Below are 15,493 nucleotides of genomic sequence, written 5' to 3'. Positions count from 1 at the left end.
TTCGTGACGTAGCCTTAAAGGTTATGGCTACCTGGGATGCTGGAAAACCAGCGATTGCACTTACTCAATATCAGGCAGGCTTGCTGTGGTCAACGGTGGGGCAGATGCAATGTCGGGTTCCGTGTCCGCATTGTTCCATGGCGATTTTTCAGTTCGCTTCTGAACGATGAGCGGTGCTATTCGCCGGGCCGAAAGGAGTAGACTTGAATCTTGGATCCAACGGGTTACCGGCCTGTGGAGATACAACATGAGTAGCAAAATTCGTCCTCATTCAGTTCCGGGTCGCATGGGTTCCAGGCTTGGAACAGCCTGGCGAAGTTTGGCATCCAAATTAGTAAGCTCTCAGAGTTCTACTCTAATACCACGTAGACAACTTTGGGTTACTGCGGCTGTTAAGCTACTTTGCTTGGTTGGCCTTGCTGGTTTAGCCCTCGCCTTTGCTTTGCTGATTATCACCAGCCTGGCAGTTGCTCTGGTTCGAAGCTGGTGGGAGTACGCCGAACCTGTGGCGAGTCGAGAAGAATCAGTCCCAGATTCTCTGGGTGCTGACCTCTATATTGGCGATTACGATAGCAATGGCCATTACATAGGTGAATTTAAGTCACCTGATTGATTTCTTGCCGGCACTCGTTAATTGGCTTGTGCCTTTGCTTGCTGCGTCAGATGCATTCTTGCCGCCACTTGCCAACATGCTCTGGATCCCGTTACCCACGGCATATCCCGCCCAGCTCATAGTGCCGACGAACAAAGCTGGCAGGACAATGAACATTGCGCCCATCACGTACTCGATGACCTGTGCAGTGACCGTTCCGTCCATGAAGCCTGCCGTCGGCAACGACAACATCGCCTGATCTGTGGCTGAGACCTGGTTGTATAGCGTTTCCAGCATGCTCGAATCGACCCAGCGCGCAAGTTCCCACCAGAACGTGAGCATGTGCAGGGTGAAGAGCGCGAACGTGATCGTCATGAGCGCCTTCAACTGGTAGGTGCTGATCAGCAGCACCAGGGGCAAGCTGATGATGGTGCCCATGATCAGGAAGGCCTGAACCATCGGCAAGGCAGTTCGGAGCGCATTCATGGCCGGGAAATTGCTGAATGAGCCCAGGGCCAGACCAGTGTTGGTGGCCAAATTGTTGAGCCCTTGTGTCAGCGAGCCGCCCCGTGCGCTGCTGCCGTAGTCTTGGAATACCTGTCCAGGTGCCATGCTCAACGATTGCTGCCGTGGGCTCACCAATTCGCGCAGGGTGGCGTCTTCAATCTCAGTAGAAGTGCGCCCGGTCAGCCAGCCTCGCAGGTGCGACACCAGCGACGGATCGACCTCGGCCACCAAGCGGTCTCGCAGTCCGATCGTGCCATCGCTCCACCACTGCTTGCAGGTGGGATAACCAGCACCGTTGTCGAGCTGGGGCAGTGAGGTATCTCTCGTCTCGTCGTATGGCCAATCGACCCTGGGCATTCGCGAGCGATCGGTATCGTAGTAGCCCTGTGTGTTGAGTAGGTAGGTGGAGCCAATCCAGGACGCGTCGTAGCTCTGAGCTTCGTCCAGTTCGGGTCGATTGGTAAACAGCCGCGAGCGCGAAAAGCCGTAGCAGTCCCGGGTGAAGTCGGCGACCTCCTGCAGCAGCACCTGGTCGTTGATCCGCGAGCTGTCGATCTCCATGCGCATAGCACGGATGTCGGGTGCGCAGGGGATTGACGCTGTCGCAGCGGCAGTGATGCCTTTGCTCATGGCATGCACCAGCAACCACCACACCGGCACGTTCGCTGACTTCTCGCCGATGGTGCTGAAGGTTGTGCCCCAGGCGGTGTTTGCTGGCTTGGCCATGGAGATGCCGCAGCGCTGGCTCGCCGCATCGTCGAAGGTTACAGAGGACATGCTGAGTGGGAAGAACGGCATGCAGCCGAACAATATGACCACGTAGCTCATCCACAGCCGGTTCTCGACGCGAGGGATCGACAACAGCCCCTTGTTGCCCTCGTCGGCACCCTGTTGGCGGGCCGACAGCCATTCCTGCAGGATGATCGCGCCGAACGGCGCGGCGAACAGCCCGGTGTCCGCCAAGGTGTTCCAGATGCCGTTGTTGATGATCCAAGCCAGCAGCGAGAGGTAATACTCGAGGTAGCTGTTGGTGCTCATGTTCATGACTGCACCTCACATGCGGGACAGCTCAACCAGGATGATCGAGCTGAAGCCAATTAAGCCCAGGCGCTTCACCCTATGCTGATCTGCGGGCGACGGTTGGCTGCGCAACGCTGCGGCCCAACCGGCGAACATCAGGGTGTACAAGAGCGCGCGCCAGTACGCGAAGTAAGGCGCTGTCGCTCGCGCTGGTTCGAGCCAATTCAGCTGGGTCACGGACAGGTGCAGCGCCATCCAAGCAATCAACAAAATGCTCAGCATGGCACCGAGCACCAGCAGTACACGCGCGAGGGTGAACCTCACCGATAATGAGATCATGGCGTGCTCCTCTCCTGTTCGGCTCGGCGCAAACGGTCCGGCTCCGGATCACGCTGATCGATGCCACGCGAGGCCTCGGCACCGCCGGCGTGGCGATCGAGGACCAGGCTAGCGGTGTTGGTGGCCAGCGACTGGCGTACCTGTAGCTCGGTTTGCAGCAGGCGGATCTCGCGCTCCAGCGTTTCGACGTTGCTGTTGAGGGCGTTGGTGGCGGGCTGCGCCGAAGCCACATTGGGCTCGTGGCTGCCGGCAAACAGCGTGCGCTGTAACAGCATCGCTTTGTAGATCACGCTCGATAGCGCGGTCTCGCTGGCCAGGCGTCGGGCCAGCAGGTTCTGGTCGGGATCGTCGCGCAGCCCTTCGATGACGCCGCGAGAGACCTGCAGCAACGGGCTGGAGACCTTGTCGAGGTTCTCCGGGGTGGGTTGCTCGGCGCCTGAGACCATGCGTTGCAAACCTTCCAGGTTTTCCGTGTAGGTTTCCTGGATCAGCGGCGACAGGCCGGTACCGGCGGTTACCCGCAGTGTCTCGCAGTCGTCGCAGGTCTGTACCTCGGTTTCCCCGAGCACACGCGTCGCCCACTCGGAGGCCTCCTCGGGACTCGACCAGGCTTGGCAGATGGCGCCATTCTGGCAACTCGAACCCATAGTTGAGGTGTCCTCGACCGCCCGGTTGTGCAGCAGGTTGTAGCCGGCTTTGACCACGTCCGACGTCACCCGGATGGCTTGCTGGCCGTTGCCACCGGCTTTCTGCCCGCCGACCCAACTGACGCCGTTGTTGCCGTTGTTCAATTCAGTGTCCTTCACCGCCGTCACAGCGTCACCGCCGGACTGCTCGAGGTTGTGCTGCATCTCCTGGTTCTGCGCCAGCGCACCCCAGCCGGCTTGGTCGACCTTGTCGGCCATCTTCGCCGCCATTGCCTGGCAGGTGAGCTTGGAGCGGTCGAAGTCGATCCGTCCCTGCAGAACGCCATTGCTCAGCAGCTCATACAACCCGGGGTTGGCTCGCTGGATGATCATCGCCGGCAGCGACATGACGGCCTGCGTGGCGTTCTGGATGACGTTGCCCATGATTTGCTGAAAGCCCTGGGTGGCGCCATTGAGCTGGTTCTGCAGGGTATTCGAGAGGTTCATGTTTCCGCACATCATGTTGGCGCGCCAAGACATGCCTACACCAAGGCCACTGGGTCGGTAGAGCGAGGAGGGCGCTCCTGCCGCTGAACCGCCGCCGATGGTGTACATCACCCGGTCGTCCAGGACCGGTGTCTGGTCACCAAGGTGGTAGCCATTCTCGGCGGCGTGGCCCACGGCATATATGAGGAAGCACAGCAATCCGAGGAAGTAGGTCTTCATCATTGGCCACCGTCAAAATCGATGCTGAACAGGAAGGTCTGGCCCATTCGCTGGCAGCAGCGGTAGGGCCGCCACAGCGACCAGGCATAAGCACCGTCGGTGCTCTGGATCGCTGGGCTGGGGAAGATGGCGCAGGTGCTTTGGATCATTGGGCTGAGCAATTGCCAGCGGTGGTTGTTGACGTTGTTCTCCAGTACCGGCTGCGGTGGCCAGTAGCCGGCCGCGGGCATCGGCTGTAGTGCTCGATAGACGTGCGGTTGGCCAACGCGAGTGATGAAGTCACTGGCGCGTTGAGCCATTACGGCAGCCGCCTTGAAATCGTCGGGCTGCACCAGAAATCCGTGGCGTGGGTAGACACTACCCCACATGTTGCCGAGTGCCTGATTGCCGATCTCGCGCATTCCCGGAGCCAGTGCTTGCGGGTAGACGGACTCCGGAATGGCCTGGCGCCACGCCAGCGGGTCGAGCGTACTTAGGTAGTAGGGCGCAAACGGCACAGCGCCGCTAGGGCACGCATAGCCGAACGTGTGCGCCAAGGCCGTTAGGGCCGCCTTGCCGGGGTGCCCGATACCGTCGACATTCTTGAACCGTGGCAGATTATCGCGCTGCGGCGAAGGCGTGATCAGGTTGCCACCCCCTTGTGACCCTGACGTCGGCGTCGACAGTGCTGCCATCTCGCTCCAAGGGTTGGCGCCGGTATCGGCGTAACTCGACACCACCAGCTCGGGAATGAAGTGACGGACCTTCGGCGAGGTGCGCACCGTGCAGCCGAACGGCGTGCACAGTAGCCAGTAGCAGGTCCCGACGACCCGGTACTCCAGGCACTGCAGCGAAGTGACGGAGGCGATGATGGTTGGGGTGGTTAGGGCCAGGCAATGCTCGGCTGCGACGAGCAGCACCGTCGCAGCGAAGAAGCCGCCGCGATCAGCCTTGCGGGGCTTTGGTGATCTGCTTCGGGTGGGGACGGTCGCGTTCATGGGCACCGCTCGGCATGTGGCAACGATGTGCATCCGTGCGCCAAAGTGCAGCATCCTGAGTCGTGTTTAGTATGTGAACGGAAAAAACGAGTCGGAAGTGATCGGTTTGATTGGTGTCTGGTTGACGGGCGTTGCCGGGGCGAAGTAGCGCAGAGGAGTACAAATGTTCTTATTGTGTATTCCGCCACCCCTGGACGTTAACTACCTTGAGCGGCATTTCAGGGAGTACGATTGAGGCCAGAAACAACTAGGGTTATCAGCTATGCCCTTGACACCAGCCCCTTTTTTTAGCGTACCGTAGTGGCCATCCACCATTAGCCGGTTACGCGACTTTGGATTGACCGCGGGCGCGGCTCCCAAGTCTCATTCTAGGATGACCATCACTCATGGACGATCTCGGTTTCGACTTCAGTAACGCTGTTCAGTGGTTCCCGCATGAGCAGGAGCAGCCCTACGTGCTGGTCAGGATGGCTACCCAGCAAGTGGCGCTTTTGGAGGCGGCCATGGCCGAGCCCTTGCGTCGCTGTTACATAACTGATGGAGCGCTTGAGTCAGCGGCGGATCGCCATGGGCTTACTCTCTTAGACGTCCTGGCGAGCAAGCTGCCGGATGCCGGCGCAACTATGGCGGGAGACTTCGGCGAAGTGCTCGGATACTTCTACCAGTCCGCCATGGAGTATCCGGGTGCTGCTATAGGCCCCAAGAAATGGCGGCTAAAGCAGGACAGAACAAAGCCGGCCCCTAAGTCGGATGTCATCCACTTCATCATGCCCCAACGTCCAGCAGCCAGTACTGATGACCAGGTGCTTTGTGCTGAGGTAAAGGTCAAATCTACTGCCGCTTCCTCAGACCCAATCGGCTCCGCTATTACAGACTGTGCGAAAGATCGGACTAGCCGGCTCGCGAGCACACTGGTGTGGCTCCGTGAGCGCGCGATCACTGAGGATCTCGGTGACGTCGACATCCCGCTTCTAAACCGGTTTATCAACGCCGTTGATCATCCACCTGCAGCCCTGCGATACAGGGCGGTCGCCGTTATCTGTGAGAGCTTTGTCGATGCTGAGCTCACCAATGCACCCGCCACTGCTAGTGACGAGTACACACTCGTGGTGATCTCAGTGCCGAATCTGCATACCATCTACAACGCAGCTTTTGCCGCTGCCAGGGCGTCGGTGCTTTGATATGAGAGCCTCCCTCCAGACTTGGATCAATGACGCAGATATGGCCCGGCATTTGGGTGAGTTTTCCGTAGCCGCATTGCCCATTGAGCTCGCTCAGATCGGGAATCGTCTTGCCGACTATTACATCTCGCTCGTAGGAGAGCTGTTTGACGGTATCCACGCCACAAATCCTCCAAGCGATGACTGGGCACAGCTGGGTAATGCCTTCCTCCAGTTTTTGAAAGAGATTCCGGCTGAGCAGGTTGATGCGTTGGGTATCTCGAAAGATGAAGCAGCGTTGTTTGCCGCAGCAGCATTTTACTTTGGAGACTTCCCAGCGTCGGCTTGCCTGGCCATGCGCCAGTCGACTCGGCCCATTGATCCACAAAGCCCATGGGCTGCGTGCTATGACTTCTTGGCCCGCCCGCACGACCCGCGATCTCAGACTGCCATCGAGGTGAGGGGGCACCTGCGTAATGGCGACCTGTTGGGTCTTAGCGACAACATAGTGGCAAGCGCCACTGAGGCACAAAACGCGTTGGCGGATGGGCCGGAGACGTGGGTGGCAGCGGCCTTGCTCAGTAGACTACTGGCTCGTTTCGAGGAATCTAATATTCGGGCTGTGTTGCCTGAGGGAGCGAGTGCTTTTTGGACCCCTCTGATCAATTCCTTTATCGATCGAAAACCATCGACCTGGGAGTTCTTCCCCTCCCAGATACAGGCTATCGAAAGGGGACTGCTTGGCAGCGCTGACAGCTATTCCTTGCAGATGCCGACGGGGGCCGGCAAAACCACGCTCTGTGAGACGTTGCTGTACTGGCATCTGAAGCGCAATCCGACGCACGTCGCGATCATGATCGTGCCGTACCGATCATTGGCTTCCGAGCTTCGTCATTCTCTGGTACGTCAGCTAAACGGCTTGGGGATCGCGGCTCGCTGCGCGTATGGCGGGACGATCCCGTCCGGAGACGAAGTGCATGGGCTGGACCACATCAATGCACTTATTGCAACCCCTGAGTCGCTGTCCGGAATTCTCAGTGCTGACCCAACCTTCGCCAAGCGAATATCGCTGGTTATTTGCGACGAGGGCCATTTACTAGACAGCTCCGGTAGAGGCATTGGTCTGGAGCTGTTGCTTGCGCGTATGAAAGCACGCCAAGTCAATCCAATCCGTTTCGTATTCATGTCGGCCATCATTCCGAACATCGAAGAAATCAACGCATGGCTTGGCGGCGGTGAGGACACCGTCATCAGAAGCACCTATCGGCCGGCGATCGCCGAATTCTCTGTTCTCCGATCCGCTGGTAGTGGAGTGGGTAAGTCCGTTCGTCTTGACATGCACCCGCATGCTCAGCAACGGCAGTACTCGATCCATGGCTTTCTGGATCGCAACACTTTCCAGTACGTGAACCCCCACACAGGGCGCATGAAGACGTATGGCTTTTCATCCACCAAGACGTTGGCTGTTGCGGCTGCCCGGAAGGTTTTATCGATGGGAACCACGGCGATATTCGCCGCAAACAAGCGCGGCGATCAGGGTGCGATCGGTTTGGCGGAAGAGCTCATTAAGCAGTTGGGGTGTCCGTTACCGTTACCCAAACCCATTGACCATGCGGATCGTGATGCGCTGCGAACGCGCGTCGACTACCTCGAGACTGAGTTCGGTGCCGGTTGGATAGGTACGAGGTCGCTGAGCAATGGAGCTGTGTTGCACCACGGTGACATCCCTCAGGAAACACGAGAGGTATTAGAGGAGCTTTTGCGAGATCGGCGAGTTCAACTGGTCATCTGTACTAGCACGCTCGCAGAAGGGGTAAACCTACCAATCCGCTCGCTTGTGCTGTATTCAGTGCAGCGTCGGATGGGCAGTGGTCGGCCCGAGAACATGCTCGCTCGTGACATCAAGAACCTGGTGGGTCGAGCCGGTCGGGCCGGCGCCAATACCAAGGGGTTGGTCATCTGTGCGAACCCGGATCAGTGGTGGCTAGTTCTTCCAGTTGCCACGGCAGGGGCTGGAGAGTCGGTCAGAGGCTCGCTGCGCACCTTGATTGAGGATTTGGAGAGTTTCTTGAGAACCCACACTATCGCGCTCGATAATCAGTTCTTGGAGATCCAGCCTGCCAGTCATCCGCTCATTGATGGGGTGGATGCAACGCTTATTGAATTGATTGCGGAAGAGATCGGAGACTCGGAGTTTCTACGGCTGGCTGCTGACCTGTCTGCCCATACATTTGCCGCCCATCAGCTTCCTGCCGGTTCTGCTGTTACATTGCGTAATGTCTTTGAGTTGCGAGCCCAGCGTCTGATTGCGCTCAGGGCTGATGGCAAGATTGCTTGGCTCCAGGATACTGGAGCCAAGGTGCGCCTTCTGGATTTTGTTGAACATAGATTGCTACCGAGCAGGGCAGATTGGGCGAGCCCTGTCGATCCCGCTTCTGACGATCTCCTCTCTGTAATGCTGGAGTGGGCCTGGCAGGACCCAGAGCTCAAGTCAGATGTACGTGTGGCATTTAGGCTGGACAATGGTCAAGATCCTGAAACGGTCAAGCTCAAGTTCTTCGAAATAATTCGACAATGGATCCGTGGTGCAACGTTCGCAGATATCGCCCAATCAACCCAGATGGATGTCGATGACATTCTGGGAATCCACACCCGCGCGGTTGCTTACTCACTGCAAACCCTGGTTGAGCAGGGCGTTTCGCTTCTAGCCCGACTTTTGCTCGAGCGTGGGATTGAGGTGAGTGACGGGGTACCGGCATTCGTCGAGCTTCTCAAGTTTGGTGTGCCCTCGCGTTTTGGGGCTTTGTTGGCTAATGGTGGGGTAAGGCACCGGAAAGCGTATGTTGCGCTTGGTAATGCGATACAAGCCCTAAGCCCTCCTGTCCAACCGGGGAGTGCCAAGGCGGTGGCGCTGCGATCACTTGAAAATCATCCAGATGGTTGGAGTAGCGCGCTGGGCGAGTTCGTTTATTTCAATACCCTGAAGGATGTTGGTAGCGTGGGGTAGCTTAGTTTGGTCGAAACGATGCTCATTAGTTTCGGCTGCCAACTTGCATCACTGGCTAAGGGAGACCGGCATGCTCACGATATGCCGCGCAGGCGATCAATCTCCGCCGCAACCTGCAGGGCGGCCTCCAGTTCGGACTGCAGGTGCTCTTCCATTAACCGCCAGCGCTGTGCTTTCTCCTCGGGCTCCGTCATAGCTAGGGCGAGGTACCGGCTGGGCGGCACTGCACGGAAAAGCGTCTCCAGGTTCTTCGACAGGACAACGCCCTCGGTGTACTTGCCTGAGGCCTTGCTCGCGGAGAGCAGCAGCGCCTTCTGCGCCGGCGTGAGTTTCTTGAAGCGGGCGATTTCCTCGATCTCCGCTGGCGGCATGTTCAGGCAGATCCACCACTCGATCATGTTGAGCATGGTCTGCGCCGCGTCGGGGAAGTCGGCCAGGTTCTGTGTGGCCAGCCAAAACCAGGCGCCCAGCTTGCGCCACATCTTCGTGCCCTTGACCACAAAGGGTGCCAGCAAAGGGTTCTTGGTGATGATGTGGCCTTCGTCGGTGACCATGATGATCGGCCGCCCCAGGTACTGATCGCGTTCGGCAAGGTTATTCACCGTGTTCATCAGGCTGATGTAGCTGATCGACATCTGCGCTTCGTAACCCTCTCGGGCATAGGTGGCGAGGTCGACGATCGTCACATCGCTCTCTGGCCAGGGCGTGCCGGGCCGGTCAAACAGGGCGCCCTCAAAACCTTGGCAGAACAGGTCGATGGACTCGGCCATCTCCTGGGCGCGCTCCCGGCGTTTATCAGGCAAATGGGCGTTGCTGGCGACCTGGCGCAGGGCATCGCGCACATGACGCGTGAGCACCTGTTGGTCGGTCGCGGCGCAGTGCTGGGCTGCATCGAGGATGCACTCGCGGATCAGGCTGCGATCCGCGCGGGTCAGGCGTGCCTCTTCCTTCGCTTCACCACCGGTGATCATCAGCCGTGCGGTGATCTCCAATTCGCCCAATACGTCGCGCTGCTCATCACTGTCCTGCACCGATTCATCTAGGTCTTCGGTCAACAAGCTGGCAACCTGGTCCGGGTGCTCGATCAGCCGACGGGCATCGGAGAACGGCGCCAGGCTTAAGCCGCTGCCGGGTTTGAGCTGCACTTTGTTTACGGACAAGCCGAGGGTTGCGAAGTAGTCGCCCTGCAGGCCAAAGGAGTTGCCCGCTTCGACAATAAACAGCCGCGGCCGATATACGGCCATGACCTGCATAAGGATTGAGACCAGGGTGGCCGACTTGCCGGCGCCGGTCGGACCGAACAGCAGCAGGTGGCCATTCATGGAGCGGTCGAAGCGCGACAGTGGATCGAACGAAAGCGGTGCACCCCCACGGTTGAAGAAGGTGATGCCCGGATTGCCGGTGCCGATGCTGCGGCCCCAGAGGGGCAATAGGTTGGCGACATGCTGGGCAAACAGCAGCCGGGTGTACCAGTTACGCGTGTCTCGTGCTGGGTTGTAGACCATTGGCAGCCAGCGCAAGTAGCTGTTGCACGCCGCCACTTCATCACCCTCACGCACCGGCTGCAGGCCGGCGCCGAGCAGGACATTGGCGGCCTGTACTGAGCGCTGGCGCAGCTGCTGTTCATCCGCACCGCGCAGATACAACGCCAAGGTGCCGCGATACAGCTTGTGCTGACACCCAATCAACGCGCGCGCTTCCTCCACGTCCTGGCGGGTCTGGGTTGAAGCGAGGTTCTCGCCGATGGCTTTTCGCGCCAGGCGGCTCAGCTGTTCCTCAAGCACATCCTGAGGCGTGATCACCAAGGTCAGGCTCATCACCGCCTGCTCGGGCAATTGATCGAACAAGGCGTTCAAAGCCTCGCCTTTGCGCGTTTCGCCGGTCAGCTGGCCGATATGGGGCGGCCTGCGCAGCTTGTCGACCACCATCACCGCATGGGGCTGTTGATCGAAGTACCAGAGGCCCTGTTCGCTATCGGAGCGCGGTTCCTGGAAAAACAGCCGCTCGGCGAAATCGTGGTCGAACGGCAGCGGCAGCTCCTGGCCGTCGTCCGTCTCCGGATAGGGCACGCGTCGAAAGAACGCTGCGGGGGATTCGTCGGTGAGGGCAGGGGACGGGTTGAACCAGGGCAGCAACCAGGCGTAGAAGTCGCGTCCGGTCAACCGTCGAGGGCTGACCCCGCAGGCTTGCAGCGAGGCCACCAAGCGCTCGCAGGTCCGGCTCAGCACCTGAGTCGGGCTTTGTCCATCATCGTCACCCTGGTCCCCGAGCCAGCGGTAGACCACTAGGCGAATCCTCCGATTGCTGCCGCGCCAGGGCAGATGAGACACGACATGGTCATCGAACAGTCCACCCGGTTTAGCAATGGCGTCGAGGTGACGCTGCATCGAACCGAGGAAGGCTTGGGTAAACGGTGTGCCGCGAGCCCTCGGCGCGATATAGCGCTCCAGGCGTTCGAGGTACGGGGCAAAGTCACTGTCGTCCTGGCAGAAAAACTGCACCACCCAAGGCGCCTGGTCCAGTTCGTCGAAGCTGTCCTGCAGCGCATCCTCCAGGGCGTCGCGGGCCGCCATCAACCACTCGGGCTCACGGCCCTCGGTCCCGATCGGCTGCAACTCGAACGCCGCGCCCACGGAGCGGTTGTCGTCGAGCAGAAAGCACTGCTCCTCATCGAGGTATTCGACCCAAGGCAGGTGATCGGCAAAGCTGGGATTGTGCGCATACTGGGCGGCCTCGTCGGCAAGCGTCGCGCGCCGGCGCTGCGCCGCACGCCAGGGCTTCCAGCGTGGTGGGTCGCGACTTGCGTCATCAGCCATCACAGATCGTCCAGGCGTTCGCCGGGCAGCGCGTACTGGACCTTCTCGTACAGCGGGAACACCGTCGAGTAGCCAGGTACCGGTGCCTGCTGGGTACCGGCCAGGTGTGGGTACACGTACATGACCAGGTCCGGATTGGGCAGGCGCGGGAACTGGGCGCGGATCTCGTTGGCGGCGGTGCGCGTGTAAGCGCTCTGGTCGTTGATCAGGCGCTCAGGGTCGAGCACTGGACGGCGCAATTCGCCACGCGCTTCCTGCAACTGCTGTTGGGAACCGACGGCGCCACCACCATTCCAGATGTCCAGCATGGTTTGATCGCCGTGGGGCAGCATTTCCTCCTTGCTGGTGGAGCAGCCGCTCAGGTGCAGGGCGAGCAGCAGACTAATCCAGATCCAGTACCGAAACGGATGGGCTTTCATGGTTCACTCTCCGGCCTTTCGGCTCGTAGTCGATGCTGATCTCGTGATCCAGGTGCAGGGCCACCTTGGCCCCGGGCGGCACGTAGATAGCGGCAAAGGCTTCGCCATAGAGCTTGTTGATCCACTCACGGATATCGCCAATGCCACCGCTGATGACTGAATTCAGCGCGCTGTTGCCGCTGTTCTGGTTCAAGCCCAGGCTGCCGCCGGCCGAGTTGATGAACGAGGTGTTGGACTGCTCGCTGCCCAGGGCCGCGGCGAATCCGGCCCCCGCTGCGGTGATCAGGCTCTGGCTGCCCAGGTATTGCTGGGCGTTGGAGCGGCGCTCCCCAGAAATGCAGGGAATGCCGTAGGGATCGGAGATGTAGCCCAGTCCGCCGCGGATCTTCTCGGTATCGGAGGTCTGGGTACTGCTGCGATTGCGGCTGACGACCTTCTGCGGCTGTGGCACCGTGCGGACGGTGCCATCGCTGAAGACAAAGGTGATCGACTCGACCTGGCCGCGCACGCAGGACAGCGTCCAGTCGCCAGCGGCGGTGCCGCTCATGACCGCGCCGACCACATCCGGCAGGTCGATGCCGTTGGCGGTGAGGTTGTCCGGGCCCACCAGCACCTTGAATGGATAAGGGTCGTTCACGGTACCGTCCACCGGTACCCGGCCAATCAGCGCGGTCATGGCGATCGAGCCCATCAACGTCGAGTTCTCAGGGAGGGTGTAAACGGGTTTGGCGCCCTCGGTTCGGTCCTGGGGGTTCTCCAGGTCACGCTCGCCTTTGGCAGCGGCACGCAAACGGTCCTGGCCACGATCGATGGCGTTGCTGTCCAGGCCGTGCAGGTCCTTGAACGTCGACGTCAGCGAAGACAGAGGACCTTCAGCTTTGCTGGCGTCGTCCTGGTCGGCACGCGCATTCGACGGCTCGATCCACTGCACGGCGTCAGGCGCTGATTGCGCACCCGAAAACTGTTGCCCGTCGCCGGGCTCAAGGCCAAAGCCTGCGGGGAGATCCGACTTCGCGGCCGGCTTGTTGGTGAGCTGGTCCTTGAGCCTGGATAGCAGTCCTTGGGTTTCGCGGTGCTGCTGTTCGGCCTTCTGCCGGGCATCGTTGGCCTGCTGGCGCTGTTCGGTGACCTGCTGGGTGACGCTGTTCAAAGTGCTCTGGATGCGCGTGTCGACATTGCCTTCGCGCGAGCGCAGCCGGTTGTTCTCGGTTTGCAGGGCATCGTTGCCTTTCTTCAGCGTCTGCATCTCACTACGCATCGCCTTGACCTGGCCGATCAGGGTGGCCACGGTGTCGCGCGGAGTGTCGCCCGCGATACCCAGGGCATTGGCCTGTTCCGCGCTGAGCGTGGTTTTGTCCGGATCGCGAGCGGGCTGGCCGTCCGGCGCGGCCATCCAGGATTTGCCGATGATCAGTACGATGCCGAGCAGGACCCCGGGTACCAGCAACTTCAGCAGGCCGTTAGCTTTCATGATCGGCAGCCTCCGGCGTTGGCGGGGGCAACAGCAGCGCGTGCTTCAGGTCGCTTCCGCGGGTGACGAGATAGGCCACGGTAGTGTCTTCAGGCGTACCGGCAAGGCCGAGATCAGCGTGTTGGAACGTCGCAGCGTACAGCGTGGCCTGCAGGTGACGCGCGTCCAGCGCGACCTTGCCGGGGCCGCGGTTCATGATCTTTACCGCCGTTACCCAGTAATCGCCCAACCGCCATGCAGCAAGCGCCTTGATCGAAACCCGCTCGGTGGGCAGCAAGGTGCTGAAGGCAATGGAGTCGGTCAGCGGCACACGCCGTACACCAGGCAATGGCGCCACGGTACGCAGAGGCGCATAAAGGTTCTGCGCTGCATAACGAGTAAGCACCACGGGTACTGGCGTCGCCGCGGATGCTGCATCTTTCTCGGCCTGCGCGTCCGGCGCCTGAGCCTGGGCCACGATCTTGACCGGTTCCGGCGCCTCGCTGCCCTCAAGCGCCTCGATATCGATAAGGATGATGTCGCCCGTCTTCACTGACTGCAGCTGCAGCCGGGTAGGGGGGAGCGCTTCGGCGGCGCGCAGGTACACCGTCCCGCCGACCGACTGCACGCGCAGTTTGCCGGCGATCGCACTGGGCAGCCCAACACGAACGTCTTCATCCAGCATCAGGACCCGCTCTTGGCCCACCGTGAGTGGAACGGCCAAGGGCAGGCGGTCCCAGTATTTGACCTCGACGGCGCCGACCGCTGAACACCAGCCGCTGGCCATCACCAGAATCAGGATCAAGACACGCATCATCACGCACCTCCCGGCAGCGTCAGCTTCTGTGGTGTGCCTTCGTAGCAGTCCAGGGCCAGGCCCCACTTGTTGCGCTCGGGGTCGACGTCGAAGCGCACTACCCGCAGTGGATACCGCACCACCACGCGTTTCACCGGCTCGGCGGCGTAGTATTCGTCGGCGTTGAGGTCGAGCTTGACCAGCCAGCTGTGCTTATCCAGCTGCTTCACCCGCAGGTCGGGGTCGTCGCTGTAGCCGCGGCCGAGCACCTCGTATACGCCGCGCACCCGGCCACGCAGTTCGCCGGCGGCCTTGCGAAATTCAAAGTCGCCGTCGAAGAATGTCTTGCACGCGGGCGTCAGGTACGGCTGCAGAGCGAAGATGGCGCGGTGGTAGTCCACCTCTCCATCGGTGGGCCAGCGGTTGAGTTGGCCGAAGATGTACAGGGCGAAGGCGTAGATGTTCTCAGGGGGCACATCCCACCACTTGCGCGTGCTGCCGGAGCGCAGATCAGGCGGTACGTGAATGGTGAGCTCGGAAGGTGCAGCCTGCCAGCCGTACCACATCCCGCAGCACAGCAGCGCCAGGATTGCCACGGCAAGGCGCAGGCTGAAAATATGCGCCTGCTGCGCATCCACCTTGTTGCGGAAGCGGCTCATGGGTAGGCCCTCTTATGCCGGCGAGTCCGGCGCACGGTCCACGGCCCCGAATGCAGGATCATTTGTTGGGTACCGATGCCCCAGTGCACCGCCAGGTGCCACTGCAGGCGCCGGTACAACCAGGTCTCGGGGCGAGAACGCTTGGCCCGGCGCAGTAGCTTGCCGCCGCCGAGCAACACCAACGCCATGCAGAGGAACATGCAGGTGGGGAGCGTGGCGATGGAGGCGGTGGCCACCGCCAGCGGCGCACCGAGGAGCACGCCAAGCCCGGCGCCGATGATCAGAGCGACCCACATTTCGTCGTTGGTGAAGCCACGGAGGACCGCCGGGTCGCGGTTAAGGCGTTCCGGCAGGAAGGTCAACGTGCCGTCAGGCAGGACGGTAGGGGTGTCGGGCATG

At 60.6% G+C, this 15,493-nt stretch carries 13 protein-coding genes; 3 read left to right on the top strand and 10 right to left on the bottom strand.

Going from position 1 to position 15,493, the window contains the following annotated elements; translation table 11 throughout:
* The first annotated feature begins 247 nt into the window (after nt 1-247).
* The gene (locus tag N436_RS28405; RefSeq protein ID WP_146232435.1) at nt 248-613 is read left to right on the top strand and encodes a hypothetical protein; all 366 of its coding nucleotides are present in this window, start codon (nt 248-250) and stop codon (nt 611-613) included.
* Here the strand turns inward: N436_RS28405 and N436_RS13345 are convergent.
* The 4 genes from N436_RS13345 to N436_RS13330 are packed head-to-tail and all read right to left on the bottom strand — an operon-like array spanning nt 602 to nt 4,787.
* Complete coding sequence (locus tag N436_RS13345) at nt 602-2,143, bottom strand: conjugal transfer protein TraG N-terminal domain-containing protein (RefSeq protein WP_110741244.1); 1,542 nt, start codon at nt 2,141-2,143, stop codon at nt 602-604. The genes N436_RS28405 and N436_RS13345 overlap by 12 nt on opposite strands.
* Before the next feature lie 9 nt (nt 2,144-2,152).
* A complete protein-coding gene (locus tag N436_RS13340) occupies nt 2,153-2,458 on the bottom strand; it encodes a hypothetical protein (RefSeq protein WP_110741243.1) in 306 nt (101 codons plus the stop codon).
* Entirely contained in the window at nt 2,455-3,810 is a 1,356-nt protein-coding gene (locus N436_RS13335) for an integrating conjugative element protein (protein ID WP_110741242.1), read from the bottom strand. Before N436_RS13335 ends, N436_RS13340 begins: the two co-directional genes overlap by 4 nt.
* Nucleotides 3,810-4,787, bottom strand: coding sequence for a TIGR03756 family integrating conjugative element protein (locus N436_RS13330; RefSeq protein WP_110741241.1), 978 nt, complete (start codon nt 4,785-4,787; stop codon nt 3,810-3,812). Before N436_RS13330 ends, N436_RS13335 begins: the two co-directional genes overlap by 1 nt.
* 386 nt (nt 4,788-5,173) lie before the next feature.
* Here N436_RS13330 and N436_RS13325 point away from each other — a divergent pair, with 386 nt between their 5' ends.
* Nucleotides 5,174-5,968 (top strand): Hachiman antiphage defense system protein HamA, encoded by a 795-nt coding sequence (locus N436_RS13325; protein WP_110741240.1) that lies wholly within the window; start codon nt 5,174-5,176, stop codon nt 5,966-5,968.
* A gap of 1 nt (nt 5,969) precedes the next feature.
* A complete protein-coding gene (locus N436_RS13320) occupies nt 5,970-8,954 on the top strand; it encodes a DEAD/DEAH box helicase (RefSeq protein ID WP_110741239.1) in 2,985 nt (994 codons plus the stop codon).
* A 74-nt stretch (nt 8,955-9,028) separates the two neighbouring features.
* On the opposite strand, the gene N436_RS13315 is transcribed toward N436_RS13320, so the two are convergent.
* The 6 genes from N436_RS13315 to N436_RS13290 are packed head-to-tail and all read right to left on the bottom strand — an operon-like array spanning nt 9,029 to nt 15,492.
* The gene (locus tag N436_RS13315; RefSeq protein WP_110741238.1) at nt 9,029-11,770 is read right to left on the bottom strand and encodes a conjugative transfer ATPase; all 2,742 of its coding nucleotides are present in this window, start codon (nt 11,768-11,770) and stop codon (nt 9,029-9,031) included.
* Nucleotides 11,770-12,189 (bottom strand): TIGR03751 family conjugal transfer lipoprotein, encoded by a 420-nt coding sequence (locus N436_RS13310; RefSeq protein ID WP_110741237.1) that lies wholly within the window; start codon nt 12,187-12,189, stop codon nt 11,770-11,772. The genes N436_RS13315 and N436_RS13310 overlap by 1 nt, the downstream gene beginning before the upstream one ends.
* Entirely contained in the window at nt 12,152-13,660 is a 1,509-nt protein-coding gene (locus N436_RS13305; protein ID WP_110741236.1) for a TIGR03752 family integrating conjugative element protein, read from the bottom strand. Before N436_RS13305 ends, N436_RS13310 begins: the two co-directional genes overlap by 38 nt.
* Nucleotides 13,650-14,456, bottom strand: coding sequence for a TIGR03749 family integrating conjugative element protein (locus N436_RS13300; RefSeq protein WP_110741235.1), 807 nt, complete (start codon nt 14,454-14,456; stop codon nt 13,650-13,652). The genes N436_RS13305 and N436_RS13300 overlap by 11 nt, the downstream gene beginning before the upstream one ends.
* Nucleotides 14,456-15,094, bottom strand: coding sequence for a PFL_4703 family integrating conjugative element protein (locus N436_RS13295; RefSeq protein WP_110741234.1), 639 nt, complete (start codon nt 15,092-15,094; stop codon nt 14,456-14,458). The genes N436_RS13300 and N436_RS13295 overlap by 1 nt, the downstream gene beginning before the upstream one ends.
* Nucleotides 15,091-15,492 carry a TIGR03750 family conjugal transfer protein gene (locus N436_RS13290; RefSeq protein ID WP_110741233.1) on the bottom strand — a complete coding sequence of 134 codons (402 nt, stop codon included), beginning with the start codon at nt 15,490-15,492 and terminating at the stop codon, nt 15,091-15,093. Before N436_RS13290 ends, N436_RS13295 begins: the two co-directional genes overlap by 4 nt.
* Nucleotide 15,493 lies beyond the last annotated feature (1 nt).

Source organism: Pseudomonas sp. RV120224-01b (genome assembly GCF_003208145.1).
In the GTDB taxonomy this organism is placed as follows: Bacteria; Pseudomonadota; Gammaproteobacteria; order Pseudomonadales; family Pseudomonadaceae; genus Aquipseudomonas; species Aquipseudomonas monteilii.
This window is presented reverse-complemented; position numbering and strand designations above follow the sequence as displayed.

Excerpts from the sequence above, each read along its gene's own strand:
- N436_RS28405 (WP_146232435.1), top strand. The coding sequence starts at position 248 with ATGAGTAGCAAAATTCGTCCTCATTCAGTTCCGGGTCGCATGGGTTCC.
- N436_RS13345 (WP_110741244.1), bottom strand. The coding sequence starts at position 2,143 with ATGAACATGAGCACCAACAGCTACCTCGAGTATTACCTCTCGCTGCTG.
- N436_RS13340 (WP_110741243.1), bottom strand. The coding sequence starts at position 2,458 with ATGATCTCATTATCGGTGAGGTTCACCCTCGCGCGTGTACTGCTGGTG.
- N436_RS13335 (WP_110741242.1), bottom strand. The coding sequence starts at position 3,810 with ATGAAGACCTACTTCCTCGGATTGCTGTGCTTCCTCATATATGCCGTG.
- N436_RS13330 (WP_110741241.1), bottom strand. The coding sequence starts at position 4,787 with ATGAACGCGACCGTCCCCACCCGAAGCAGATCACCAAAGCCCCGCAAG.
- N436_RS13325 (WP_110741240.1), top strand. The coding sequence starts at position 5,174 with ATGGACGATCTCGGTTTCGACTTCAGTAACGCTGTTCAGTGGTTCCCG.
- N436_RS13320 (WP_110741239.1), top strand. The coding sequence starts at position 5,970 with ATGAGAGCCTCCCTCCAGACTTGGATCAATGACGCAGATATGGCCCGG.
- N436_RS13315 (WP_110741238.1), bottom strand. The coding sequence starts at position 11,770 with ATGGCTGATGACGCAAGTCGCGACCCACCACGCTGGAAGCCCTGGCGT.
- N436_RS13310 (WP_110741237.1), bottom strand. The coding sequence starts at position 12,189 with ATGAAAGCCCATCCGTTTCGGTACTGGATCTGGATTAGTCTGCTGCTC.
- N436_RS13305 (WP_110741236.1), bottom strand. The coding sequence starts at position 13,660 with ATGAAAGCTAACGGCCTGCTGAAGTTGCTGGTACCCGGGGTCCTGCTC.
- N436_RS13300 (WP_110741235.1), bottom strand. The coding sequence starts at position 14,456 with ATGATGCGTGTCTTGATCCTGATTCTGGTGATGGCCAGCGGCTGGTGT.
- N436_RS13295 (WP_110741234.1), bottom strand. The coding sequence starts at position 15,094 with ATGAGCCGCTTCCGCAACAAGGTGGATGCGCAGCAGGCGCATATTTTC.
- N436_RS13290 (WP_110741233.1), bottom strand. The coding sequence starts at position 15,492 with ATGCCCGACACCCCTACCGTCCTGCCTGACGGCACGTTGACCTTCCTG.